The following is a 23,314-nucleotide window of genomic DNA, read 5'->3' as shown; positions in this document are numbered from 1 at the left end:
GATTTAGTTTCCTCCAGCCTGAATAGCGGTAATTGCAACCGTGTTGATAATGTCCGGCACCGTAGCGCCACGGGAAAGGTCGTTGACCGGCTTGTTCAAGCCCTGCAGGATCGGGCCGATTGCCAATGCACCACCGCAGCGCTGAGCAATCTTGTAACCGATATTACCGGCGTCCAGATCCGGGAAGACGAAAACAGTTGCCTTACCCGCAACAGAGGAATCCGGCATCTTCTTCGCAGCCACGGACGGATCAATGGCGGCATCGAACTGCAGTGGACCGTCGACAGCGAGATCCGGAGACAGCTCCTTGGCCTTGGCCAAACCTGCCTTCACGCGGTCGACGTCCTCACCTGTGCCAGACGCGCCAGTGGAGTAGCTCAGCATGGCGACGCGGGCATCGATACCGAAGGAAGCGGCGGTCTCCGCGGAGACCACGGCGATTTCTCCCAGCTGCTCCGGAGCCGGCTTTGGCAACACAGCGCAGTCTGCAAAACCCCACAGCGAGTTGTCCATCACCATGAGGAAGAGCGACGACACCGTGGAAGCCGACGGCTTGGTCTTAATAATCTGCAAGGACGGACGGATGGTGTGAGCAGTCGTGTGGGCTGCACCGGAAACCATGCCGTCGACAAGCCCGTTGTGAATCATCATCGTCGCGAAGTAGGAGATGTCCTGCATGGTCTCACGGGCCTGCTCCAGCGTGACGCCCTTGGCCTTGCGCATCTCTGCGAACTGCTCCGCGAACTGCTCAACGTACTCGGAGGTCTGCGGGTTCCAGAGATGAGCAGCGTTGATGTCGTACCCCAGTTCGGAGGCGCGCGCCTTCATAGCGTCCGGGTCACCGAGGATGGTGAGCTCACAGATATCCTCGCGCAAGAGGTAATCAGCGGCCTCGAGAATGCGATCGTCATCGCCCTCTGGCAACACAATGTGGCGCTTATCAGCCTTGGCGCGCTGCAGCAGCCACCACTGGAAACGCTGCGGAGTCATCACAGCGGTAACCTCGCGGCTAACGACCTTGCGGAGGCCCTCGGCATCGTCGACAGCAACAACGGGAACGTCGAGCTCGAGAGTCTTAGCCGCCTCGGCTGCTTCCTCACCGGTAAGGACCACAGCGAGCACTTCGCTGTGACGCTGAGCTGCACTGCTGAGCGCCAGGCGAATGCGGGCCTTGGCAGCCTCTGCGTGGCAGCCCTTACCGCCGGCGACAACAATGACACCAGCACCTGCGACGGTGGCAATGCGGAAGTCAAAGTCCAGGTTGCCGGAGCCCGTCAGAACAGCCGCGCCCTCGCGCGCAGCGCGGTCGGCTTCGACAGCACTGATGATGGTGTCAAGCGCAGATTCCGGATCTTCAACAACCTGGTCCACGGTGGCGCCGTGTGGCCCACCGACAGCGTGGAGACAACGTGCGCCACCAAGTGCCTGAGACAATGCCGTAATGACATCTTGAAGATTATCTGCGCGGTCCACTGAAGTAATCAGGACTGCGGAGTTGTTGGTGGACGCTTGGGCGTTCTGTTCGCTCACCGACGTTCCTTTCTCGCACTGCGCTTAATCGTTGCTTAGTTGCTTAACTTAACCATCGGCTGGACTTGAGCCGCTGGACTGTCTGAGCCTCAAACCATGCCGGAGCAACCACACCAGCAATCACGCCTGAGTCTCAAATCATTATTTTCATCTTATTGTGAGTCACCTTACATCTCACGGCGGAGTCAAACCTCTCTGGTTACCCCTGGTAGCCACAGATTTCCCCACAAAATCCAACGATTTCCCTGTCCAATATGCGCTTTTCCGTGGTTTTTCTAGTGAACTACCCCAAATTCCCGCATAGAAAGTGACTAAGCTCACACCTAGTTTTGTCCACCTTCGAAAGCATCTGGCCGATGATGTGATGCTCGCCTCTCGATTTTTCGTAAGTTATCGCTACGATTGGGGGCGCTACCATTGGGAATGTCGAATAAACCCAAAGCTGACCAATAGCTCACTTTCCCGCGAGGTCACCGCAGGCAGTCACTTAGGCCGCGGACTCGTGGCCGTCGTAAAGCATGAGAGAAAGAAGGACAGACTTCATGAATCGCCCGCTCCGTGTTGCCGTGATTGGCTCTGGCCCGGCCGGTGTTTATGCTTCCGATGCACTAATGAAATCCAGCACTGACGTGGAAGTCGACCTCTTTGAAAAGATGCCGGCCCCATTCGGTCTGATCCGCTACGGCGTCGCCCCCGATCACCCGCGCATCAAGGGCATCATCATGGCCCTGCACCGTGTGATGGAAAAGCCGGAGCTGCGTCTGTTCTCCAACGTCGAGTTTGGTAAGGACATCACACTCGACGAATTGAAGGAGCTTTACGACGCCGTCATCTTCGCCACCGGTGCCGTCGGTGACCGCGCGCTGCCGACCCCGGGCGCGGACCTGCCGGAGCACTTCGGCGCTGGTGAGTTCGTGGGCTTCTACGACGGCAACCCGCTCTTCGAACGCACCTGGGACCTCTCGGCAGAGTCCGTAGCCGTCGTCGGCGTCGGCAACGTTGCGCTGGATGTCTCCCGCATTCTGGCCAAGACCGGCGAGGAACTACACGTCACGGAGATTCCGGACAATGTCTACGAAACTCTGAAGACCAATAAGGCCAAGGAAGTCCACGTCTTCGGCCGCCGTGGCCCTGCACAGGCAAAGTTCACTCCGCTAGAGCTGAAGGAACTGGACTACTCCCCGAACGTCGAAGTCGTGGTCGACCCCCGCGATATTGACTACGACTCCGCGTCCGAGACCATGCGTCGCAACTCCAAGATTACGGACCAGGTCTGCACCATCCTGGAGAACTACGCCATCCGTGACCCGAAGAACGCTCCGCACAAGCTCTACATTCACTTCTTCGAGTCGCCAGTGGAAATCCTCAGCGAAGAGGGGGCCGACGGCCAGCAGCACGTCACGGGCTTGCGCACCCAGCGCATGGAATATGACGGTGCTGGTGGGCTGCGCCCGACCGGCGCAACCACCGACTGGAAGGTCGGCGCTGTCTACTCCGCCGTGGGCTACCGCTCCGACGCACTGCCGGGAATCCCGTTCGACAACGTCAAGAACGTCATCTCCAACGTCGGCGGTCGAGTCATTAAATCGGAAAACACCGAGGATAAAGAAGCCGAGACCATCACCGGCCTCTACACCACAGGATGGGTTCGCCGCGGCCCTGTTGGCCTGATTGGCAATACCAAGGGCGATGCCAACGAGGCCGTGGCCAACCTGTTGGCCGATGCCGCAGAGGGCAAGAAGTTCAACCCGTCCAAGCCGGAACTGTCCGCAGTCAACGAACTGCTGGAGTCCAAGGGCATCGATTACCTGGACTGGGATGGCTGGCACAAGCTCGATGCCGCCGAGCGCGCCGCTGGCGAGGCCGAAGGGCGCGAGCGCAAGAAGTACGTCGAGTGGGATGAGATGGTCGCCCACTCCAAGGGCGAGTAACTAGGGCACTACCCCCACGACCGGCCTACGCCACGACCGGCACGTCCGCGTAGGCTGCGCGCGAGTCCCAACGACAGCACACGATTGGCGCCAAGAGCTCGGCCAACGGCTCACCATAAGCTACTTGGCCAGCGCCAGCACTAGCGTCAGCGTCGACGACTCGATCCCACAGCAGGCCCGGCGCGGTAAACAGCGGCACCACTACCAGTCCGCGACCGCGCTCGGCCGCACGCTGCTGTGCTTCGGCTACGGCACCCGCCCCCTTAATTTTCTCAGGGCCGACCACGAATGCCGCACTCACATGCCCCGGCAGCATCCCGTCCAGGCGGGCCGCAAACTGATGCACAGCCGCATTGGCATCCTCATCGGAGGAGCCGACCCCCATTACCAGGGCATCGACTGGCCAGGAAAAAGACGCATTCTCCGCGGCTTCAATGATTCGCTTGACGACGGCGCGCTTCGTGCCGTCGCCAAGCCCAAGCCCTGCAGCCACTGTGATGTCGACACCATGACGATTGCAGTGTGCGACCTGCTCGGGAACGTCGACTCGCGAGTGGAACGCATCGGTGAACAGCAGCGGTACGGCCAGTGCGTGAGTCTCGCCAGCAGCGGCGAGCTCGGCACAGACGGTGTCCAGCGAGGGCTCGTCGAGGTCCAGCCAGGCGAGGCGAATCCGGGAGGGGGCGTCCAGACGGGTGAGCGGCATCTTCTCACGCACGAGCGCGACTACCTCTTCGAGCACCGGTTTGGTCTCGGAGTGTCGTGAACCGTGCGCGAGCAGAATCAGTGCGGTCATCGATGGTCTCCCTCAGTCTGAATGGCTGTGCTTACTCTTCTTGCCTGTTGGTGCTACCTGCGGCGCTACTGCGCCGCACCGCGCACAAGGCCAGCGGTGAGAGTGTCACCGGTACCTGGCTCGATGAGCAGGAACGCACCGACACGACCACCGACGCGGTAAGCGTCGACTGGCAGCGGCTGGGCGACCTCAATCGTGACCTCGGCGACATCGTTGACCGCGAGCTGATCGGCAACGCCGGTGGGCTCGCCGGTCTCAATGTCTATAAGGGCATCGACGGAAGCGATACGGCCACGCACAAGCGCAGCACCGTAGCGAACCTCGACAACGCGACCGACGGCGAGCGGCTTGTCCGCAAGGTGGACAGCCACGGCGGAGAAGCGACGGACATCTTCCGGGCGGGTGCCACTGATGAGGTCACCGCGGGCGAGGTCGAACTCGGCATCCAGGCTGATGGCCACGGACTGACCGGCCACGGCCTCGTTGACATCCTCGGCAGCCACAGTGATCTTTGTGACCGTCGCCTGACGGTTAGCATCAACGGAGACCGTGTCGCCCACACGCACGCTGCCTGCGGCAATCCGGCCAGCGTAGCCACGGTATTCGGTGGCGTGGTCACGGATGACATAGTCGATGGGCAGACGCAGGTCGGCCTCGGCATCAGCCTCCAGGTCGGCACCAATGTTGAGGTTCTCCAGTACCTCCAACACGGTCGGCCCCTCGTACCACGGGGTGTGTTCGGAAGAATCGACAATATTGTCGCCGACCAGCGCCGACACCGGCACAACGAAGGTGTTCTGCAGACCCAGGCGCTCTGCCAGCGCTGCCACATCCGACTCAATGGCGCGGAAGGCCGCTTCGCTGTAGTCCAGCAGGTCAATCTTGTTGACTGCGAAAATCACATGGCGAACACCCAGCAGACCGGCCACCGTTGCGTGACGCTTGGTCTGCGTCACGACGCCGTTGCGCGCGTCGATAAGCAAAACGACGGCCTCGGCGGTGGACATACCGGTGACGGTGTTTCGGGTGTACTGCTCGTGACCTGGGCAGTCGGCGAGGATGAACGAACGGACGTCGGTGGCGAAGTAGCGGTAGGCGACATCGATGGTGATGCCCTGCTCACGCTCGGCGCGCAGGCCGTCGACCAGCAGCGACAGGTCAGGATTTTCCTGACCGCGCGCCTGCGAGGATGCGACGACGGCCTCGTACTGGTCCGCGAGGATGTTCTTCGTATCGTGCAGCAGGCGACCGACGAAAGTGGACTTGCCGTCATCGACGGAGCCAGCGGTGCAGAGGCGAAGGGTGCGACGTGCGCGGGTGGCGCGGTCGGCGGTGATTAGGGTGGCTGGGGAGTTTGGCTGGCTCATCAGAAGTAACCTTCCTTCTTGCGGTCTTCCATGGAGGATTCGGACAACTTGTCATCTGCGCGGGTAGCGCCGCGCTCGGTGAGCTTGGATGTGCGAAGTTCCTCCATGACCTCCGCAATAGTGGTGGCAGTCGATTCGACAGCGCCGGTGCAGCTCATGTCACCGACAGTGCGGTAGCGGACAGTGCGGACCTCGAGGGTTTCGCCATCGCGGGGCCCACCCCACTCGCCCGGGGCCAACCACATGCCGCCGCGGTTGAACACCTCACGCTCGTGGGAGAAGTAAATAGGTGGCAGTTCAATGTCGCGGGCCTCGATGTAGGCCCAGATGTCAGCCTCGGTCCAGTTCGAGATTGGGAAAACACGAACGTTCTCGCCGGCGGCATGGCGACCGTTGTACAGGCCCCACAGCTCGGGGCGCTGACGACGCGGGTCCCAACCGCCGAAGGAGTCACGGACGGAGAACACACGCTCCTTGGCGCGGGCCTTTTCCTCATCGCGGCGGGCACCACCGAGAACAGCGTCGTAACCGCGGTTGGCAATGGTCTCCACCAGCGGCACGGTCTGCAGGGGGTTGCGGGTGCCGTCTGCACGCTCGGTGAGCACGCCACTGTCAATCCAGTCCTGGACCTTGGCTACGTGCAGCTTGATGCCCGGTTGGGCGGCAATCTTGTCACGAAATTCAATGACCTCGGGGAAGTTGTGGCCGGTGTCGACGTGCAGGAGCTCCAGCGGGGTACCTGCCGGCGCGAAGGCTCGCTTGGCCAGCTCGAGCACGACGACGGAGTCCTTACCGCCGGAGAAAAGCAGCGCCGGGCGGTCGAACTGGCCGGCGGTCTGGCGGATAATGTCGATGGCCTCGGCTTCCAGCTCGGCAAGCCGCGGATCGAGGCGATTCTGTACGGAAACTGTGGTTGGGCTAGTCATGGGGGTTCTTTCTGTTTGGCTGTTTTCGCTGTGTTGGCTGTTGTAGCTATTTCGACTGTCTTAACTGTGTGCTGGTACCGGCTAGTGGCTGACGACCAGTGACTACCTGCCAGCCGCGCGCACTACGCGAACTAGAGATGCAAACCGCACTCTGTCTTTTCGCTGCCCGACCAGCGGCCCGAGCGCGGATCCGCGCCCTCGGCCACTCGCGCGGTGCATGTCGCGCAGCCAATCGACGGGAACCCCTGTTGCGTCAGCGGATGCACAATGAGGTCGTTGTCCTCGATGTACTGGGCAACATCCTCATCCGTCCAGGTGGCCAGCGGGTTGAGCTTGATACGGCCGGTCTTGTCGATCTCCAGTACCGGCGTGTGTGCGCGGGTCGGTGCGTCCACGCGCTTCAGACCAGTGACCCACCCCTCGTAGGGGCGCTTCACGGCTGACAGCGGCTCGACCTTCCGCAGTGCGCAGCATCGCGTCGGGTCGGTCTTGTACAGGTCAACGCCCTCTTCGGCGTCCTGTTCAGCGCGGGTGCGCTTCGGCTCAATCGACAGCAGACGGTTGCTGTAACGCTGCGCAACCTGCTCCGCCACATCGAGAGTCTCCGGAAAGTGGTAACCCGTATCCAGGAAGATCAAATCCGCGTCCGGCGCATGCCGAGCAGCCAGCTCCGCCAATACCGTGTCCTGCATCGACAGGGTCACAGCCAGTGGCGTGTGCAGGTGCTCCGCACCCCATTCCAGCACTTCCCCGGCAGTGGCAGTCTCCAGCTTGGAACCCCACTCCAGTGCGAGCTCAATCAGACGGCGAGCGGTCTCCGGATTGTCCAGCGCGTCCTCACGCGCGAGCGCCTCCTGAGTCTTAATGACTTCAGCGGTTTTCAATCCCGTGCTCATGACGCCACCTTCCTATCAATATGACCATGCAGTTTCACTGTGAATACCCGGCAGCATTCGCGGCATTGCCAGGCGTAATCGGTTTCCACATCGGGCCACAGATCATCACCGCCGCAGTATGGGCAGTGCATCACCGCGCCCCGGTTCGGATTGGGGTGTGCGCTTCGGCCGCCGATTCCCAGTCGTGCCGGCGCTTCGTCGTTGTCGCTTGACGACGGCCCCTGCGACCGAACCCCATTGCGAGATTCACTCACTTCAGGTCCTCCTCATCAGCTCGGACGATCCACTCGCGGAACTGTTCGCCCTCGTGACGCTGCTCCTTGAAGTGATTGACGACCCGCTCGATGTAGTCTCCCAGTTCTGCCGAGGTGACCTTGTGACCGCGGACCTTGCGGCCGAAGTTGGCATCGAGCCCCAGCGAGCCGCCGAGGTGAACCTGGAAACCCTCAACACGGTTGCCCTCGTCATCGGTGACGATTTGGCCCTTGAGGCCGATGTCGGCAATCTGCGTGCGAGCGCAGGCATTCGGGCAGCCGTTGAGCGCAATGGTGATTGGGACATCGAGGTCGCCGAGGCGTGCCTCCAAGTCGTCCACCAAATCGATTGCGCGCTGGCGCGTGGTGACAAGTGCGAGCTTGCAGAACTCCAGGCCGGTGCAGGCCAGGATGCCCCGTCGGAAAGCGGAAGGCTTGGCGGACAGGCCGATGTCGTCGAGTTCGGCGAGCAGGGAGTCGACCTGGTCGTCGGCGACGTCGAGGAGGATGAGCTCCTTCATCACGGTGGTGCGGACGCGGGAGACACCGTGGCGCTCGGCGATGTCGGCGAGCTTGACCAGGTCAGAGCCTGGAACGCGACCGACGGCGGGCTTAACACCGACGTAGTTGAGACCGTCGGCCTGCTTGTGCACGCCGATGTGGTCACGGTCGCCCTCGAAAGGTTCGGGCGCGGGGCCGTCGATAAGCTTGCGGTTGAGGTAGTCGTCTTCGAGCACCTGACGGAACTTCTCCGCGCCCCACTCGGCGACGAGGAACTTCAGACGCGCGCGATTGCGCAGACGACGGTAGCCGTAGTCACGGAAGATGCGGCATACACCCGCCCATACCTCGGGGACCTCGTCCTCGGGGATCCAGGCTCCGAGACGCTGAGCGAGCATCGGGTTGGTGGAGAGACCGCCACCGACCCAGACGTCGAAACCGGGGCCGTGCTCGGGGTGATTGACACCGACGAAGGCAACGTCCTGAACTTCGTGGGTGACGTCGAGTCGCGGGGAACCGGAAACTGCGGACTTGAACTTACGCGGTAGGTTGGAGAACTCGTCGCCGGAGAGGTACTCCTCCTTGATACGGCGGATGGCATTCGTGCCGTCGATAATCTCGTCTGCTGCAACGCCGGCGACCGGGCTACCCAGGATGACGCGGGGAACGTCGCCACAGCCAAAGTTGGTGTCGAGGCCGACTCGCTCCAGACGGTCCCAAATCTCCGGCATATCCTCGATGCGGATCCAGTGCAGCTGAACGTTCTGACGGTCGGAGAAATCCGCGGTGTCGCGTGCGAAGTCGCGGGAGATTTCGCCGATGGTACGGATACCCTCGGTGGTGGTCTGGCCACCGTCGAGGCGGACGCGGAGCATAAAGTACTTGTCCTGCAGCTCGGCGTTGGTCTTCACGCCGGTGTGCTCACCACTAAGGCCCTGCTTGCGCTGGGTGTAAAGGCCAATCCACTTAAAGCGCGGGGCTAGGTCCTCTGCGGGGATGGAATCAAAACCCTGCTTGGAGTAGGTGTCGATAACACGCTGCCTAACGGCAAAGCCAGCATCTTCTTTCTTGATGCGCTCGTCGTCGTTAAGTGGCTCGCGGCCGTCGATAAGCCACTGTCCCTGTGGCTTCGGTGCGCGCTTCTTACGTCGGGTAGCCGCTGCGGAGGCTGGACGCTCGGCGGTTTTCGTGGGAGAGCTCATGGGGGATTTACCGAATCTCTTTCGTTTTGTTCTCGCTGACCAAATCAGAGTTGTTTGAATCAGTCCTGAACGGATTATTTTCTAAATTTCTATAGACCGTGCGGTCTATATTGCGTTGCTGGCAACATTAGACCGACCAGTCTGCCTAGTGCAAGGTGGGGGCGCAACCAGATAGTTACCGAAACCCCGCTTCGCCCACGTGGACACCGTTTTCCGCAGTCACCCTGACACCGTCAGAAGTCCCCACAGGCCCAGCACCGACAGATGCCCGCGATGGGGATTCAGAATCAGTTACAGCAGTCGAGGAAGACGGCGAAACCGGTTCGAGCTGCACACGCTGACGCAGGCCCGGAAGAGTGTCGTGCGAACGCGCCCACAACACCAGCACCACAATGGAAAACACCCATACAAGCAGCACCGTTACCAGCACACCACCGGAAACCAGCGGGGAGAACAAAGTACGGATATTCAGCCCCACCAATACGCCACCGATCACAATTCCAAGCAGACGTGGATTAATGCGCCCGACCAGGAAGGCCGCCAACGGCGCTGCGATTACACCACCGCACAGCAGGCCGATAACCGGCACGGCATGCTGGGTGAATTCCTCCCGCAACTTAGGCAAAAAGCCCAGCACAGCAGCTAGAGCGACAAGAAATTCCGCCGCAGAGACGGTGCCGATAATCTTGCGCGGCTGATCCGCCTCAGCGCCGAGCAACGTGGAGGTTGTAACAGGCCCCCAACCACCACCGCCTGTGGAATCGAGCAGACCTCCGAAGAGCCCCAGCGGAGCGAGCTTTTTCGTCCCCCAGGTCTTCTTCTTGCGCTTTACATTGGAGAAGAAGGCGAAGCGGATAATCACCCACAAGCCGAGAAAAAGCAGAATCGTGGAGGTCACAGGCCTAGCGGCGTCACCATCGAGATTGGACAAAAAGGTCGCACCAGCAAAGGCACCGATAGCACCCGGCACGCCGAGACTCAGCGCACGTCGCCAGTCGACATTGCCAAACCGCCAGTGCGAAATACCAGAGGCAAGTGTCGTACCCACCTCCGCTACGTGAACCACCGCCGACGCAGTGGCAGCACTACTACCAGCGACAATAAACAGAGAAGTGGCGGTGACACCGAACGCCATTCCCAACGTGCCGTCGACCAATTGTGCACCCAGGCCGATTAGCACGAAGACTATGAGTTTTTCCATGACAAGCCCCCTTCCCCGCTTACCCCAACCAGAGCCTGCCGTTGCCACGATGCTCAGACGCTGAACTCGCTCGAAGTTCCTCCAGCAGGAGCGATGCGCAGCAAAACCCTCTCAAGCCAAAGCGGTGATTCTTGCGGTGTTTTGTGTTTGCATTTTGTAGACCAGTTTGTCTATATTCTGTGTCAGCAAGCATAGACCGACCGGTCTACGATAAGCAATCGAGACAAAGAAAAACGTAAAAAAAGGATTCCACCCAATGCCCACCAACCAGGTGCCCAACAACCAAACTGCTGCCCAGAACGCGGCTGCTTCCCCACTACCCGACCTCGCTGAGACCACCACGCCACTGCGCGTAGCCGTGATTGGCTCGGGCCCGGCCGGCATCTACGCCTCCGACGCGCTGATGAAGTCCGGCCGCGATGTCGCCATCGACCTCTACGAGCGCCTGCCAGTACCGTTCGGCTTGATTCGCTACGGCGTTGCCCCGGATCACCCGCGAATCAAGGGCATCATTAAGTCCCTGCACCGAGTGCTGGACAAGCCACAGGTCCGACTGCTGGGCAACGTGGACATCGGCAAGCAGGTCAGCGTTGAGGAACTGCGCCAGTTCTACGACGCCATAATCTTCGCCACCGGCGCGACCGGCGACCGCGACCTGAACATCCCGGGCTCCGACCTACCGGAGCACTACGGCGCCGGTGAGTTCGTAGGTTTCTACGACTCCCACCCAGAATTCGCCCGCGACTGGAATCTCTCCGCTGAGTCCGTCGCCGTGGTCGGTGTCGGCAACGTCGGCCTCGACGTCGCTCGTATTCTCGCCAAGACTGCCGATGAGCTGCACGTCACCGAAATTGCCGACAACGTCTACGACGGCCTGGCAAAGAACGCGGCCCGCGAGGTTCACGTCTTCGGCCGCCGCGGTCCAGCTCAGGCGAAGTTCACCCCGCTGGAGCTGAAGGAACTGGACCACTCCGACACCATTGAGGTGGTCGTGAACCCGGAGGACATCCAGTACGACGCTGCCTCCGAAACCGCCCGTCGCGAGTCCAAGATCACTGACCAGGTCTGCACCATCCTGGAAAACTACGCCATCCGCGAACCGAAGGGCGCTCCGCACAAGCTCTTCATCCACTTCTTCGAGTCTCCAGTCGAAATCATCGGTGAGACCGGCGAAGACGGTATTCAGCACGTCACCGCCATCCGTACCGAGCGCACTGAACTCGACGGCGGGGGCGGCGTGCGCGGCACCGGAAAGTTCACCGAATGGCCGGTCGGCGCGGTCTACCGCGCAGTTGGCTACCGCTCCGACGCAGTCAACGGCGTACCGTTCGACACCGGCACCCACACTATCCCGGATGCCGGCGGACGCGTGCTTGACGACGTCGAGGGCAACCACCTCCAAGGCCTGTACACCACCGGCTGGATCCGCCGTGGCCCGGTCGGCCTGATCGGTAACACCAAGGGTGATGCCAATGAAACCGTCGGCAACCTCATCGCTGACTGGGAGGCAGGTCGCCTGGCCGCACCGGCAAAGCCCACGCATAACGACGTCGACGAGTTCCTGACCAACAAGGGTCTCCACGTCACCACCTGGGAGGGCTGGCACGCACTCGACGCCGCTGAGCGCGCAGCGGGCGAAGCCGAAGGCCGCGAGCGCAAGAAGCTGGTCGAGTGGGCTGACATGGTTGCGGCCTCCACGGTCGTCGCAAAGCAGCCAGATGCCGATGACGTGGCCGAAGCCGTGCACGAAGCTGTTGTAGAGACTGTCGCCAGCTAACGCGGCGGGTCTAACCGGGTAGTTGATTGTGCGCGTCACGCGGTCTTCGGATTAGAGTTAATACATGGCTTATCATGCAGACTCATCCAACCTGGACGTCAAGGAAGTTCTGACCTGGGAAGGCTTCGGCGTCGCCTCCCGCGAACTGGCACAGCAAATTGTCGATTCGGGCTACGAGCCGGAGATTATTATCGCCGTGGCCCGCGGCGGTCTCCTGCCGGCAGGTGCACTCAGCTACACCATGGGTGTCAAGCTTTCTGACGCCATCAACGTCGAGTTCTACACCGACGTGGCAGAGACTCTGCCGGACCCGGTTCTGCTGGAGCCGCTGTTGGACATCGAGTCGATTTCCAACCGTCGCCTGCTGGTTGTCGACGATGTGGCCGACTCCGGCCGCACGCTGCACCTGGTGCTCGACCTGCTCAAGACCCACGGCGCGGAAGTACGCTCCGCTGTGCTCTACGGCAAGTCCCGCTCGGAGATTGCACCGGACTACGTCTGGAAGCACACCGATGACTGGATTGTCTTCCCGTGGTCGGCCGAGCCGCCGGTGCAAAAGTCCAAGTAGCTCGCTTGACTGCAGTGGGCAGATAACACCGGCGCACGAAAAATGCGCTGCAGGGCCAGTCAAGGCCACACTGCAGCGCACATTAGGTCGTCGAACTAGCCCAGTTCGACGACCTTAATCTTTGAAGCCGCCTCCGATGCGCGCTCGCGGGCAGCTTCGACGGAGTCTGCAGTCGAAACCGCAACGCCCATGCGGCGACGCGGTCCGGCAACCGGCTTGCCGAAGATACGAATGTCAGTCTCCGGAATAGCCATGGCCTCAGCCAGGCCGGTGTAGCCCGGCTGCTCAATATCAGCACCGCCGTAGACCACAGCGGAGGCTCCCGGGGACACCAGCGTGACGTCGATAGGCAGCCCCAACACTGCGCGGGCGTGCAACTCGAACTCGGAGAAGCGCTGCGTACCCATAGTGACCATGCCAGTATCGTGCGGACGTGGGCTGACCTCGGAGAACCACACCTCGTCGCCGCGGACAAAGAGCTCTACGCCGAAAATGCCACGACCACCCAGCGCGTTGGTGATACGCGCGGCGACAGAGCGGGCATTGTCCAGGGCGTTTTCGCTCATGGCGGCCGGCTGCCAGGACTCCACGTAGTCACCATCCTGCTGACGGTGCCCAATGGGCTCACAGAACCATGTCGCGTCCTCGCCGGTCTCCGGGTCGATAGAGCGAACGGTCAGCAGCGTAATCTCGTAGTCGAAATCGACGAAGCCCTCTACGATGACGCGACCGGACTCAACGCGGCCGCCACTCATGGCGTAATCCCACGCCGCCTGGACATCCTCCGGCGAGCGCAGCGTGGACTGTCCCTTGCCCGAGGAACTCATCACCGGCTTGACCACGCACGGGAAACCAATCTCATCAACAGCTGCGGTGAACTCCTCGAAGGTGGACGCGAACTGATAGCGGGAAGTAGGCAGACCGACCTCTTCAGCAGCCAGACGGCGAATACCCTCGCGATTCATGGTCAGCTGGGTCGCCCGCGCGGTCGGGATGACCGTGATGTCCAGCGTCTCGTCTTCCTCAACCTCTGCCAGGACTTCGGTTGCCAGCGCCTCAATCTCAGGGACGATAAAGTTCGGCTTGACCTCACGAATCAGCTCACGCAGTGCATTCGGATCCGACATATTCAGCACATACGCGTGGTGGGCTACCTGATGCGCCGGTGCGTGCTCGTAGCGGTCGGCGGCGTGCACCTCAACGCCCAGTCGCTGGAAGGCAATGGACACCTCCTTGCCCAGCTCGCCAGAACCGAGCAGCAGAACTCGCGTCGCTCCCGGCTGGTACGGAGTTCCGGTGACTTCAGGGGTAAACATCGAGATAAACTCGCTTTCGTCTACGGCATATGCGCTGCGCAACCAGCAGCTGAAAGATTGGTTTCTTCCAGCATACGACAGCGGTCCGATTCACCGCGGGGGCAAGCGTTTATAGGGTGAGGAGATTCACGGTGCCGTCGATAAGCGCTTTTACACACCATGCGCGGTTAGCGAGCCAAGGACCCCCGATGCACCTGCCATCGTGGCAAACAGCGCCTTACGCCAGGAAATGCCTCACACTATCCCGCCTCTATTGCCCTAACCGCGGGGTTTAGGGTCGCGGACTGTCGAGAAGCTGGACGAATCTTACGGAACAGCGCCACTAGCCCCATACCGACAACCGCAGTAACAACAATCGCACCACCGGGGCGGACATCAACAGAGTAGGAAATGACCAAGCCGGTCATGGTGTAAATAACACTCGCAAGGATTGAGAGCCAAAAGGCCTGGGCGTAGCTGCGCGCAACAATCAATGCTGTTGCGACCGGCAATACCATCAACGAGACCACCAGCAGCGCGCCGATGACCTTAACAGCAAGTGCGACTGTAACGGCGGCAAGCGCGGTGAATATGGAGTTGACCACGCCGACGCGATTGCCTGCCAGCCGCGCGAGAATGGGATCGACGACCATGTCCAGCAAACTGCCATAGCAGACCACACTTGTGGCAACCACCAGCAAGAACACCACTGCGGTCAGCCAGACATCCGCCTCGGTGACCGCCGAGATAGAACCGAAGAGGTACGAGTCGAAAGAGCGTCCCGACGGCGCCAGATCCGAAAGAATCACTGCTACACCAAGGCCCGCACTGAGCGTCACAGCCGTGGCCATGTCGCCATACTGCGGGAAGCGCTTGCGAATCCCCTCGATAGCAAACGCACCGAGCACGGCCACCACAATCGCACCGGCGACAGGCGGAAAACCAGCAATAAGCCCGAGTGCGACACCCGCCAACGAGGTATGCGAAAGTGCATCGCCCATCATGGAAGTGCGTCGGTTGACCATCACGATACCAATCAGCGGAATGGCAACGGCCAGCATCAGGCCGACGATGAGGGTGCGACGCACAAAGGCGAATTCAACAATCAAATCAAGCATGGCACAGCAGCCCTTCCTTCATCACGTACACCGAGTCCACCTGCATGTGGTTGGTCACGGTTTCCAGTTCGTGACTCACCATGACGATGGTCAGCCCCTTTTCGTCCCGCAGACTCTCCAGCTGCTGAAGAAAGCCAGCCAGGCTCTGCTTGTCGACACCCACCGTCGGCTCATCGAGGACAACAAGCCTGGGGTCGTCGACAAGCGCACGGGCAATGAGCACACGCTGCTGCAAGCCGCCGGAAAGTTCGCCGAAGGGGACGCGCGCAAACTCGCCGAGGCCCATGTGATTGAGCAGCTCGTCGGCACGCTCATAGTGACGACGACGTGGAATCTTCACGAAACCGAAATCGCGAGCAAGGCCCTGTACGACCAGCTCACGGGAGGTAATGGGAAACGAAATCTTGTTGACCACATTCGTCTGCGGAACATAGCCGACACCGCGCAGTCTTCCGTGGGCGGCGGAACCGGATCCGGCGAGCGTCTCCTCTCCGAACAAACGCACGCTTCCCGACGTCGGGAGGTTCTGGCCGATAAGAATCTTTAACAGTGTCGATTTCCCGCAGCCGTTCTCGCCGGTGAAGGCGGCCACCTCGCCCGGCGCGACCGTCAGATTGATACCGCGCAGGACGGGGAAGGCACCGTAGGCGAACTCGACACCACTGGCCTCAATGATTGGGACCGCAGGCGCTTGACTATTGCTCATGACAACTTTTCCCACAAACTACTTCAATGACTCGTACAGGTTTTCCAGGTTCATCCGCATGAAATCCACGTATCCGTGGCCGCTTTCTTCGGACTGCTCGAGCATCGAGGGATCCATGTACTCCATCGATGCCAGCGGTAAAGTGAGGCCGCCGACTTCGTCCGCGATAGTCTTCGCAGACTTTTCCTCCTGGCCGTACTCGTAATAAATGATTTCGATGTCCATCGTGCGAACGGTACGGATGGTGGTGATGAGCGAGCGCAGCGATGGCGCATCCGTTGAGGTCAGCCCCTGCACCGGGTGCTGCGTCAGCTCAAAGTCTCGCGCGAGGTAGCCAAAAGCATTGTGCGAGACGACGAAGTCGCGCCGGGAGACGGTCTTGAACCGCTCCCTGAATTCGGCCTCCAGCGTGGTGATTGAGCTGACGAACTTGCCCTTCTGACGTCGAATCTCATACTCGTCGTCGGGGCGCATTTCTACTAGTCGCTCGGCGATGGCGTTGGCGTAGCGCTTTGCATTGATTGGCGACATCCACGAATGCGGATCAAAGGAAATCTGGTCGGTAGCCGCGGAGCCACCCTCGATAACCGGCTCCATATTTAGCGGTTCACGCCCCTTGTAGAGGTCATAGGACAAAATATCCTCGCTGACGCGATCGGCTACGAATACCCAGTCGCCGTCGGTAGGCACTGTGAACGTCACTTCACCTGACTCGTGCCCCATATCAATGGAGTAGGCCCGATCCGACTCAACGTCGATGTTGCGCTGCTGCGACACAGTGTCACCGGTTTCACTGAGCGCGGCACGACCACGTTCCACCAGATCCTTTTGGGAGACGCCCTGTTCCCGCGGGAAGAACGCCACCCGCATGGAGTTCTCGTGGGTATGGCCGAAGACGATGGAGTACTTCTCCCCCGCCTTCAACGGTGTCGCTGCCATGTACTGGAACTCGCCGAGAGCTGCCGCCCCCTTATAGGTAATGAGCTCCACATAGTCGGAGAGATTCAGCACTGGCACGTTCGGCACAGCCGCCCTGACCTGGGGTAGCCACGGCTCCATGTTTGCGCCATTGACAACGAGCAAGTCTGCCTTGGAGAGCTTCTGAATATCTCTCGGGGTCGGCTCCCACAGGTGTGGGTCTTGGCCGACCGGCATGAAACTGCGAACCTCCGCCATATCTCCGGCAACGTTTTCAACGATGTCGGCAATTGGGTAGAAGGACCCGTACACCAGCTGCTGCCCATCCGAGCTTCCTTCGGATGGTGCAGTTTCATTGATGCTGGCAGTATCACCGCCTGCATTCTGCGCGGGAGTAGTGGCACACGCAGCTAGAAGGATAGCCGCGACAGTCCCTACCACCACGACGAAAAGACGCCGGGCAGAGCGGACAAGTGTGTCAGGTGTGTCAGAGATTCCGGCAAAAAGCGGTCGAATATTGCTCAGCATCGTTGAAAACTAGGTCCCGGGTGTTTTAGTGATCGTGGTGAACCACAGACTCGATGATCTGGTCATCGGTTGCAGTCTTGGGGTCGACGAAGGTTGGGTACCAGTCTTCGGACTGCCCCTGCTTAGTCGGGTCCAGGATCTCCTCGATGCTATTGCCGTAACGCATGTGGAAGTGCTCAAGGGCTTCCTCACCGTGCAGCGGCATCAGTGCGACATACTCGTGGTCAGCGTCCCCGTCGGCCTTGAAAATGAACCAGGTGAACTCGTGCTGGTCGGTCTTGACATCGAGAGCCTTGTCGAAGGTGTACTTCACAGGCTTCTCGCTTGGCGTATCCAAGTCCTTTGCGGACTTCACAAAGGTGATTTCATCCTCGTTGACAACCAGCGCCTCAAAGTCCGCGCCACGGCTTTCGTCCAGCTCAGCGCGCATCTCATCGGTGGTCTCGCCGTGTTCCTTGGCGGCCTCCCCCATCGCCTTCTTGACGAAGTCCTCCTCAAAGTAGGAGTTGAAGCCGCGGAAAGAACCGTTCCAGTCGGACAGAGATGCCTTCTTGGTGCTCTCCGTCACGCCCTCACCGTACTCAGACGAGGTTGCGGCTTCCGAGCTGGTCTCCGATGCCATTGCGCTTGCCGACGACGAGGTCTCCGATGCAGTCGAAGCTGCGTCCGAGGTGTCTTCATTAGAACATGCGGCCAGGGTCAGCGACGAGGTGATGACCAGGCCCGCGATAACGGCCGAGAACTTCTTTGCGTGCATGTGAGTACTCCTTGTTGAAAATGAAAGCAGATTAAGGAACGTAGGTAACGCTAACTTATGTATCGATGTTTGCCTAGCCTTGGTTTCACTCTGGCGAACTTTTTATTTCGCGACTTCTCGCAATGGGTATGGTTATTCTGAACTTTCCGCTGCTAGAGTCACTCCTACAACCGACTGACGCCTAGTCAAAGCAACAAAAAACCGAGCCCAACGTCCCCCTGTTAAAGGGGTACGAAGTACTCGGTTTCGATTCGTTTTCTATGTTCCCACTGGACATACGACAGCGGGCCGGTTCACCGTAAGGGGCGAGGGGCCGGGGCGAGGGAAACTAGCGCGGGAACACCCGTGCAAACTCAGCCAACGCCGCCTCGCGGTCCGCAGCCACGACAACGTTCGCCTCCGCACCGGCAGGATCTTCCACCACCTGTCCGCGCCGCGCAGGCTCATCTGCAAAGGTTCGCTTATCGACGCCCACGAGGCGCATCTTCTCCACTTCCCCGGTTACCGCACCGACGGCCACCATCGCAGCGAAAAGATCATGGACCTGCGCCTTATAACCGACTCCGACACCCTGGTGGAACTCAAAGTAAAACTTCAGCGAGCGACGCAGAACGCGCAACAGCTCCGAGTTCATACCGGCATCTCGCCAGGATTCAATCTCAGTATCACTAATGGTGATGGTCTCGGTGACATTGAGCGGAACCAGCGTCGGCACCGGCGCACCGGCGGCAGTGGCGATGCTGCGCACCGCATCCTCAGGACGCTCGACAGCCACAGCGCCTGCGGTGCCGAAGACCTCAGTGACAGCGGTGGGGTCAACCCAGAAATTCCACTCCGCGAACTCAGTAACGTTGCCGTGATAGTCCACGGCACCGCCCATGACGGTCACGCCGTCGAGTTCCCGCATGAGCTCCGGGTACTTCTTCAATGCGGCTACATACGTCGTCATGGGGCCGGTGACCAGCAAGTGCACCTTCTCCCCCGCCGACCGTGCCTGCTCGATGACTCGTCGCCACAGCGTCAGCGGATCTGCCGCACCACCGCGACCCGGTTCGTAAATGACGGCCGGTGGTGCCAGGTTGTAGCCCAGCCCGTACGGGCCATGTGTCTCAGGGGTGGTGGTCAGCTCACGGTCAGCGGGCCCCTCGAAACCGCTGACGACCGGAACCTCCGGACAACCGCAGAGGTTCAGCATGTACTTGGTATTACGGGCGGACCACGCCGCAGTGGTGTTACCACCTGCGCAGGTCACGCCCACCAGCTCAATCTCACCTGCGGTATGCAACCCCGCGAGGTAGACGAGAGCAAGACTGTCATCGATACCCGTGTCAACGTCGGCAAGCACTTTCATACGCGTCATAAGGTCAAGTGTGACACGAAACACCCCCGCCCTGCACAAATAATCACGGACAATTACAGGGTTATCGACGTGTTTCTGCTGGTACTAGACAGGTTTACTAATTCGTCGCCATTTCCGGGTCATCCACTGGGTCACCCGCCGGTTCACCCACCGGGTCGCCCACCGGAGCTGGCTCGGGCAGTGGCATGTTCAGCTCGGCCAAAACCTCACGCAGGCGCGTCGGGTAGTCAGTGATGATGCCGTCGACACCAGCGGCAATTTGCTCGCGCATGGTTTCCTTTTCATTTACGGTCCACGGCACCACCTTCATGCCGGCCTCATGCGCACGGGAGATTAGCTCCGGCGTGGCGACTGGGCGGTAGCCAGCATCCGACGGCGTCTTGCCATACGGAATGCTGTGCGTTGGCGAGAGCACCTGCACGCCGAGCTGCTTGGCGGCCTCGATGATGTCGCCGTCAACCTCGTCGTAGTTGACATCGCCGGTCCAGGGCGAGTCCTTCTTCCAGGTGGTCTCGTCCCACAGCATGACCAGCGGAATCTCCGGGTTCCGCTCCGCGACCAGTGGCAGCGAGCGCCAATCGAAGGACTGAATCATCACGCGCTCGGCCACGCCCGCGCGGTCAATCTCGTCGAGGATTACATCGACGAACTCCTGTGGTTCTGCGGAGTCACCGCGCTTTTCGCCCTCGATTTTGGTCTCAATGTTGAAGTGAATGTCCTGGTTATTCTTGGTCAGCTCGAATAGCTCCGGCAGGGTCATCATCCTGTTGCCCCGAATAGGCTCTGCATCCGGGAAGTCCTCGAGTTCCTTGTCGCAGACCAGGGTCTGCACCTGCTCGTAGGTCAGGTCATGCACGAGCTTGCCGACGTACGGGAACTGCGAATCCCCCTCCGCCACAGGCTCGGTATCCGAGCACTTGTCATCTTGGACTTCCGGGTCGTGCCAGACCATCGGCACGCCATCTTTTGTCAGGACGATGTCCAGTTCCAGCGTCGTAACGCCTAGTGCCAGCGAGTTGGCCATCGCCTGCTTGGACTCTTCCGTCCACTGGCCACGACCACCGCGATGCGACTGCAGGTCGAAGCCCGCCGGCAGCTTCGCTACCGCGGCCGGGCGCACATTCGCAGCTGCATTCAGCTCGGCAACCTGCTGCTTTTCAAAGGTCTTCTCTTCACTCGAAGTGGCACTGACCGCACTGGCAGCGCTTGACGACGGCACTGCGTCATCGTCCACATCATTGCTGCAGGCTGCAATGGGAGAAACAGCAAACGCTCCCATAGCAATGGCCGCGATTGCGCGGCGTGTGCCATTGGCGCGTGAGTTCTGGGGCTGCTCGCTCTGCTCTGATTGTTCGTCAAAAATTGAGTCAGATGAGTTGCTGGAAGACATAGCCGGTGTAGTTCCTCTTTGGACGTAGCGCCGACATCCACATGTCGGTGACCTAGTGTCAGTTTCGTGGTGTCGGCGGTTTACAAAACACAGAAATCTTTGTGAAATCTGTGTGGTGCGCCACTACTTTAGAACGGCTTAGTAACCCTCGCATCTGGAATGACCTGACCCGGCAGTTAATCTCCCCTACGCCTTCGGAATTTCGCCTTCCTGAGCAACTCCTGATCCATCCCAGGAGTACGTGACGGGAGCGCTGTACTCGTCCTTAAAGGCGAAGGCGCCGCCTTCTTCAATCATCTTGTTGACATCGAAGAAATTGACAGTGACAGTGCTGCCATCACCATCTACGGAGTTAATTGTCTGTGGGCCACCGGCCGTGCCCACATACTTTCCCTTATGGAAGAGCAGAACTGCGCTGGATGTAGTTGAATGAGTAATTTCATTTTGCACTGCCATGGCGAAGGTCAGCTCACTGGTGGTATCCCAGTTCGTATTGTCCGCGACTTTCCAGCCGCTGCCATTGCCACCCTCCATTGAGCTCAGGTCAGCGATCGCGTCGCCGAAAGCCTCTTCCTGAGTGGGCGCAGAAGAACCCCCATCCGAGTCGTTGTCGTCGACATCCGGATTGGGGGTATCTGCATCTTCACTGTCATCTTCGACAGTGGTGGTCGTAGTGATGGTCGTCGTTTCTTCATCTGTTTGAGAAGCGGAAGTCGGTGCTGCAGTCTCATCAGTGGAGCAACCGGACAAAGCCACTACACCTGCGACCGCCGCGCTAACCAGCATCGACCCTCGACGAACTGAACGACCACTCATAACTGGAACACCTTCTGTTCTCTCAAGTTTTCTCAAGTTCTCAACTACGACGGAACACTACTTTCTCGTGCCCGCCTCTGAATTGAGTTTACTTGGGAAACTTCAAGAGTTCTCGAGGGTATTCAGGAATTCCTGGAGGCTTTAACTAGCCCCCTAGAAAATCGGCTACGCGCCGCCTGGAATCTTGCCCTCATGAACGACGCGGTCGCCGTTCCAGAAGAAGTGAACATTAGAGGTGAACTTCGCCGCGTCAGCGTTAGGAGCACCAGCGGCCTCCTGCGCTTCCCAGTCGTGGTAGATGACCGAGATATTCTCGCCATCAGGGGTCGGTGTCACCTTGTTGATGTGCTGAGTCTGATCGGAATCCGTACCAATGAACTCACCCTTGTGGAACATCAACAGCACAGTGGAGGACTGAGCGTTGCCCTGCTTGGTCTGATCGGCGAGAGCGAAGCTCAAATCGGAGCAGGGACTGAAGTTGGAGGTGCCAGTGTACTTCCATCCATCATGGTTATTCGGACGCTCCTTGTTGACCTTATCCAGAGCCTTCTGAATCTCAGGCGCATCCGGGTTCGGGGTACAGCTATCCGACTTTGCCGATGCCTGCGCCGAAGCCGGTGCCGCCTGCGCCGTGGGAGCTGCGATTGCTCCACCCACCGCGGAGAAAATCATCGCACCGGAAAGTACGGCGGAGCTTGCCAGTCGTTGTACTCGGTGTCCTGTGTTTCGGTGTCCTGTGTTTTGCATGAAAACCACACGCCTTCCGTCTTTCGGACTTCTGTCGTTGGACTACGCGGTGAGGCCCACGATACAAAAATGGCCCTGGGATGCCAGTGTCACCTGACAATTCCCAGAGCCTTCTCGTGGCTAGCAAATGTTCTTTTTTTGGAGTAGCCAGCCGTTTCGGCACCGAAGATTTTTTATCTAACAGTTCGATAAAGGCAGGCTAGTTGTCCAACACGTCGTGAACAACGATGGTCTGGTCGCGGCCCGGACCAACACCAATGTAAGAAATGCGAGCGCCCGAGAGCTCCTCCAGGCGATTCAGGTAGTCCTTGGCCTTGTCCGGCAGCTCGTCGAAGGTGCGGCAGCCGGTGATGTCCTCGTCCCACGCAGGCATGGTCTCGTAAATCGGGACGGCATGGTGGAACTCCGACTGGGTGAGCGGCATTTCGTCGTAACGCACACCGTCAACGTCGTAAGCGACACAAATCGGAATCTCGCCGATGCCCGTCAGAACGTCCAGCTTGGTGATGAACAGGTCCGTGAAACCATTGACGCGCGCGGCGTAGCGAGCCAGCACCGAGTCGTACCAACCACAGCGACGCTTACGGCCGGTGTTCACGCCGACCTCACCGCCGGTGGTCTGCAGGTATTCGCCCCACTTGTCGAACAGCTCCGTCGGGAACGGACCCGCACCAACGCGGGTGGTGTAGGCCTTCATGATGCCCAGCACCGAAGTGATCTTCGTCGGGCC

The 23,314-nt window shown here is 60.0% G+C and carries 21 protein-coding genes; 3 read left to right on the top strand and 18 right to left on the bottom strand.

What is annotated here, in order from left to right; translation table 11 throughout:
* Positions 1 to 3 precede the first annotated feature (3 nt).
* Entirely contained in the window at positions 4 to 1,329 is a 1,326-nt protein-coding gene (pta, locus tag Q0U90_RS07635) for a phosphate acetyltransferase (RefSeq protein ID WP_297453217.1), read from the bottom strand.
* A 743-nt stretch (positions 1,330 to 2,072) separates the two neighbouring features.
* On the opposite strand from pta, the gene Q0U90_RS07630 reads away from it, so the two are divergent.
* Positions 2,073 to 3,461: an FAD-dependent oxidoreductase gene (locus Q0U90_RS07630; protein WP_297453169.1), complete on the top strand. Its 1,389-nt coding sequence runs from the start codon at positions 2,073 to 2,075 to the stop codon at positions 3,459 to 3,461.
* A gap of 25 nt (positions 3,462 to 3,486) precedes the next feature.
* Here the strand turns inward: Q0U90_RS07630 and Q0U90_RS07625 are convergent, their stop codons facing one another.
* From Q0U90_RS07625 to Q0U90_RS07595, 7 genes are all read right to left on the bottom strand, one after another.
* Positions 3,487 to 4,257, bottom strand: coding sequence for a CbiX/SirB N-terminal domain-containing protein (locus Q0U90_RS07625; RefSeq protein WP_297453167.1), 771 nt, complete (start codon positions 4,255 to 4,257; stop codon positions 3,487 to 3,489).
* 65 nt (positions 4,258 to 4,322) lie between these two features.
* Positions 4,323 to 5,624 carry a GTP-binding protein gene (locus Q0U90_RS07620; protein ID WP_297453165.1) on the bottom strand — a complete coding sequence of 434 codons (1,302 nt, stop codon included), beginning with the start codon at positions 5,622 to 5,624 and terminating at the stop codon, positions 4,323 to 4,325.
* Positions 5,624 to 6,550, bottom strand: coding sequence for a sulfate adenylyltransferase subunit CysD (gene cysD / locus Q0U90_RS07615; protein WP_297453163.1), 927 nt, complete (start codon positions 6,548 to 6,550; stop codon positions 5,624 to 5,626). The genes Q0U90_RS07620 and cysD overlap by 1 nt, the downstream gene beginning before the upstream one ends.
* A gap of 131 nt (positions 6,551 to 6,681) precedes the next feature.
* Positions 6,682 to 7,446: a phosphoadenylyl-sulfate reductase gene (locus tag Q0U90_RS07610; protein ID WP_297453161.1), complete on the bottom strand. Its 765-nt coding sequence runs from the start codon at positions 7,444 to 7,446 to the stop codon at positions 6,682 to 6,684.
* Positions 7,443 to 7,700: a hypothetical protein gene (locus tag Q0U90_RS07605; protein ID WP_297453159.1), complete on the bottom strand. Its 258-nt coding sequence runs from the start codon at positions 7,698 to 7,700 to the stop codon at positions 7,443 to 7,445. Before Q0U90_RS07605 ends, Q0U90_RS07610 begins: the two co-directional genes overlap by 4 nt.
* The gene (locus tag Q0U90_RS07600) at positions 7,697 to 9,403 is read right to left on the bottom strand and encodes a nitrite/sulfite reductase (RefSeq protein ID WP_297453157.1); all 1,707 of its coding nucleotides are present in this window, start codon (positions 9,401 to 9,403) and stop codon (positions 7,697 to 7,699) included. Before Q0U90_RS07600 ends, Q0U90_RS07605 begins: the two co-directional genes overlap by 4 nt.
* 175 nt (positions 9,404 to 9,578) lie before the next feature.
* The gene (locus Q0U90_RS07595) at positions 9,579 to 10,604 is read right to left on the bottom strand and encodes a sulfite exporter TauE/SafE family protein (protein WP_297453155.1); all 1,026 of its coding nucleotides are present in this window, start codon (positions 10,602 to 10,604) and stop codon (positions 9,579 to 9,581) included.
* Between the two features lie 271 nt (positions 10,605 to 10,875).
* Here Q0U90_RS07595 and Q0U90_RS07590 point away from each other — a divergent pair, with 271 nt between their 5' ends.
* Complete coding sequence (locus Q0U90_RS07590) at positions 10,876 to 12,381, top strand: FAD-dependent oxidoreductase (protein ID WP_297453216.1); 1,506 nt, start codon at positions 10,876 to 10,878, stop codon at positions 12,379 to 12,381.
* Between the two features lie 64 nt (positions 12,382 to 12,445).
* A complete protein-coding gene (locus Q0U90_RS07585) occupies positions 12,446 to 12,949 on the top strand; it encodes a phosphoribosyltransferase (protein ID WP_297453153.1) in 504 nt (167 codons plus the stop codon).
* Between the two features lie 95 nt (positions 12,950 to 13,044).
* On the opposite strand, the gene purT is transcribed toward Q0U90_RS07585, so the two are convergent.
* The 10 genes from purT to Q0U90_RS07535 form a co-directional block, all read right to left on the bottom strand.
* A complete protein-coding gene (gene purT / locus Q0U90_RS07580; RefSeq protein ID WP_297453152.1) occupies positions 13,045 to 14,265 on the bottom strand; it encodes a formate-dependent phosphoribosylglycinamide formyltransferase in 1,221 nt (406 codons plus the stop codon).
* A gap of 239 nt (positions 14,266 to 14,504) precedes the next feature.
* Entirely contained in the window at positions 14,505 to 15,362 is an 858-nt protein-coding gene (locus Q0U90_RS07575) for a metal ABC transporter permease (RefSeq protein ID WP_297453151.1), read from the bottom strand.
* Entirely contained in the window at positions 15,355 to 16,068 is a 714-nt protein-coding gene (locus tag Q0U90_RS07570; protein WP_297453150.1) for an ATP-binding cassette domain-containing protein, read from the bottom strand. Before Q0U90_RS07570 ends, Q0U90_RS07575 begins: the two co-directional genes overlap by 8 nt.
* An 18-nt stretch (positions 16,069 to 16,086) precedes the next feature.
* Complete coding sequence (locus tag Q0U90_RS07565; RefSeq protein ID WP_297453148.1) at positions 16,087 to 17,514, bottom strand: metal ABC transporter substrate-binding protein; 1,428 nt, start codon at positions 17,512 to 17,514, stop codon at positions 16,087 to 16,089.
* Between the two features lie 25 nt (positions 17,515 to 17,539).
* Positions 17,540 to 18,271 (bottom strand): ZinT/AdcA family metal-binding protein, encoded by a 732-nt coding sequence (locus Q0U90_RS07560; protein WP_297453147.1) that lies wholly within the window; start codon positions 18,269 to 18,271, stop codon positions 17,540 to 17,542.
* 328 nt (positions 18,272 to 18,599) lie between these two features.
* The gene (locus tag Q0U90_RS07555; protein WP_297453145.1) at positions 18,600 to 19,631 is read right to left on the bottom strand and encodes a nucleoside hydrolase; all 1,032 of its coding nucleotides are present in this window, start codon (positions 19,629 to 19,631) and stop codon (positions 18,600 to 18,602) included.
* A gap of 97 nt (positions 19,632 to 19,728) precedes the next feature.
* Positions 19,729 to 21,021, bottom strand: a complete 1,293-nt coding sequence (locus Q0U90_RS07550; RefSeq protein ID WP_297453143.1) for a glycerophosphodiester phosphodiesterase family protein — start codon at positions 21,019 to 21,021, stop codon at positions 19,729 to 19,731.
* 186 nt (positions 21,022 to 21,207) lie between these two features.
* Positions 21,208 to 21,837 (bottom strand): LppP/LprE family lipoprotein, encoded by a 630-nt coding sequence (locus Q0U90_RS07545; RefSeq protein WP_297453141.1) that lies wholly within the window; start codon positions 21,835 to 21,837, stop codon positions 21,208 to 21,210.
* A gap of 165 nt (positions 21,838 to 22,002) precedes the next feature.
* Positions 22,003 to 22,584, bottom strand: a complete 582-nt coding sequence (locus tag Q0U90_RS07540; RefSeq protein ID WP_297453139.1) for an LppP/LprE family lipoprotein — start codon at positions 22,582 to 22,584, stop codon at positions 22,003 to 22,005.
* Between the two features lie 199 nt (positions 22,585 to 22,783).
* A partial coding sequence (locus tag Q0U90_RS07535; protein ID WP_297453137.1) for an adenylosuccinate synthetase occupies positions 22,784 to 23,314 on the bottom strand: 531 nt, incomplete at its 5' end.

It is taken from the genome of uncultured Corynebacterium sp. (assembly GCF_946998835.1).
Classification (GTDB): Bacteria; Actinomycetota; Actinomycetes; order Mycobacteriales; family Mycobacteriaceae; genus Corynebacterium.
Note: the sequence above shows the minus strand (reverse complement) of the source record. Positions and strands in the feature narration are given on the sequence as shown.

Bases quoted from the DNA above. Each gene is read 5' to 3' on its own strand.
- Q0U90_RS07630 (WP_297453169.1), top strand. From the start codon at position 2,073: ATGAATCGCCCGCTCCGTGTTGCCGTGATTGGCTCTGGCCCGGCCGGT.
- Q0U90_RS07625 (WP_297453167.1), bottom strand. From the start codon at position 4,257: ATGACCGCACTGATTCTGCTCGCGCACGGTTCACGACACTCCGAGACC.
- Q0U90_RS07620 (WP_297453165.1), bottom strand. From the start codon at position 5,624: ATGAGCCAGCCAAACTCCCCAGCCACCCTAATCACCGCCGACCGCGCC.
- cysD (WP_297453163.1), bottom strand. From the start codon at position 6,550: ATGACTAGCCCAACCACAGTTTCCGTACAGAATCGCCTCGATCCGCGG.
- Q0U90_RS07610 (WP_297453161.1), bottom strand. From the start codon at position 7,446: ATGAGCACGGGATTGAAAACCGCTGAAGTCATTAAGACTCAGGAGGCG.
- Q0U90_RS07600 (WP_297453157.1), bottom strand. From the start codon at position 9,403: ATGAGCTCTCCCACGAAAACCGCCGAGCGTCCAGCCTCCGCAGCGGCT.
- Q0U90_RS07595 (WP_297453155.1), bottom strand. From the start codon at position 10,604: ATGGAAAAACTCATAGTCTTCGTGCTAATCGGCCTGGGTGCACAATTG.
- Q0U90_RS07585 (WP_297453153.1), top strand. From the start codon at position 12,446: ATGGCTTATCATGCAGACTCATCCAACCTGGACGTCAAGGAAGTTCTG.
- purT (WP_297453152.1), bottom strand. From the start codon at position 14,265: ATGTTTACCCCTGAAGTCACCGGAACTCCGTACCAGCCGGGAGCGACG.
- Q0U90_RS07575 (WP_297453151.1), bottom strand. From the start codon at position 15,362: ATGCTTGATTTGATTGTTGAATTCGCCTTTGTGCGTCGCACCCTCATC.
- Q0U90_RS07570 (WP_297453150.1), bottom strand. From the start codon at position 16,068: ATGAGCAATAGTCAAGCGCCTGCGGTCCCAATCATTGAGGCCAGTGGT.
- Q0U90_RS07565 (WP_297453148.1), bottom strand. From the start codon at position 17,514: ATGCTGAGCAATATTCGACCGCTTTTTGCCGGAATCTCTGACACACCT.
- Q0U90_RS07560 (WP_297453147.1), bottom strand. From the start codon at position 18,271: ATGCACGCAAAGAAGTTCTCGGCCGTTATCGCGGGCCTGGTCATCACC.
- Q0U90_RS07555 (WP_297453145.1), bottom strand. From the start codon at position 19,631: ATGACGCGTATGAAAGTGCTTGCCGACGTTGACACGGGTATCGATGAC.
- Q0U90_RS07550 (WP_297453143.1), bottom strand. From the start codon at position 21,021: ATGTCTTCCAGCAACTCATCTGACTCAATTTTTGACGAACAATCAGAG.
- Q0U90_RS07545 (WP_297453141.1), bottom strand. From the start codon at position 21,837: ATGAGTGGTCGTTCAGTTCGTCGAGGGTCGATGCTGGTTAGCGCGGCG.
- Q0U90_RS07540 (WP_297453139.1), bottom strand. From the start codon at position 22,584: ATGCAAAACACAGGACACCGAAACACAGGACACCGAGTACAACGACTG.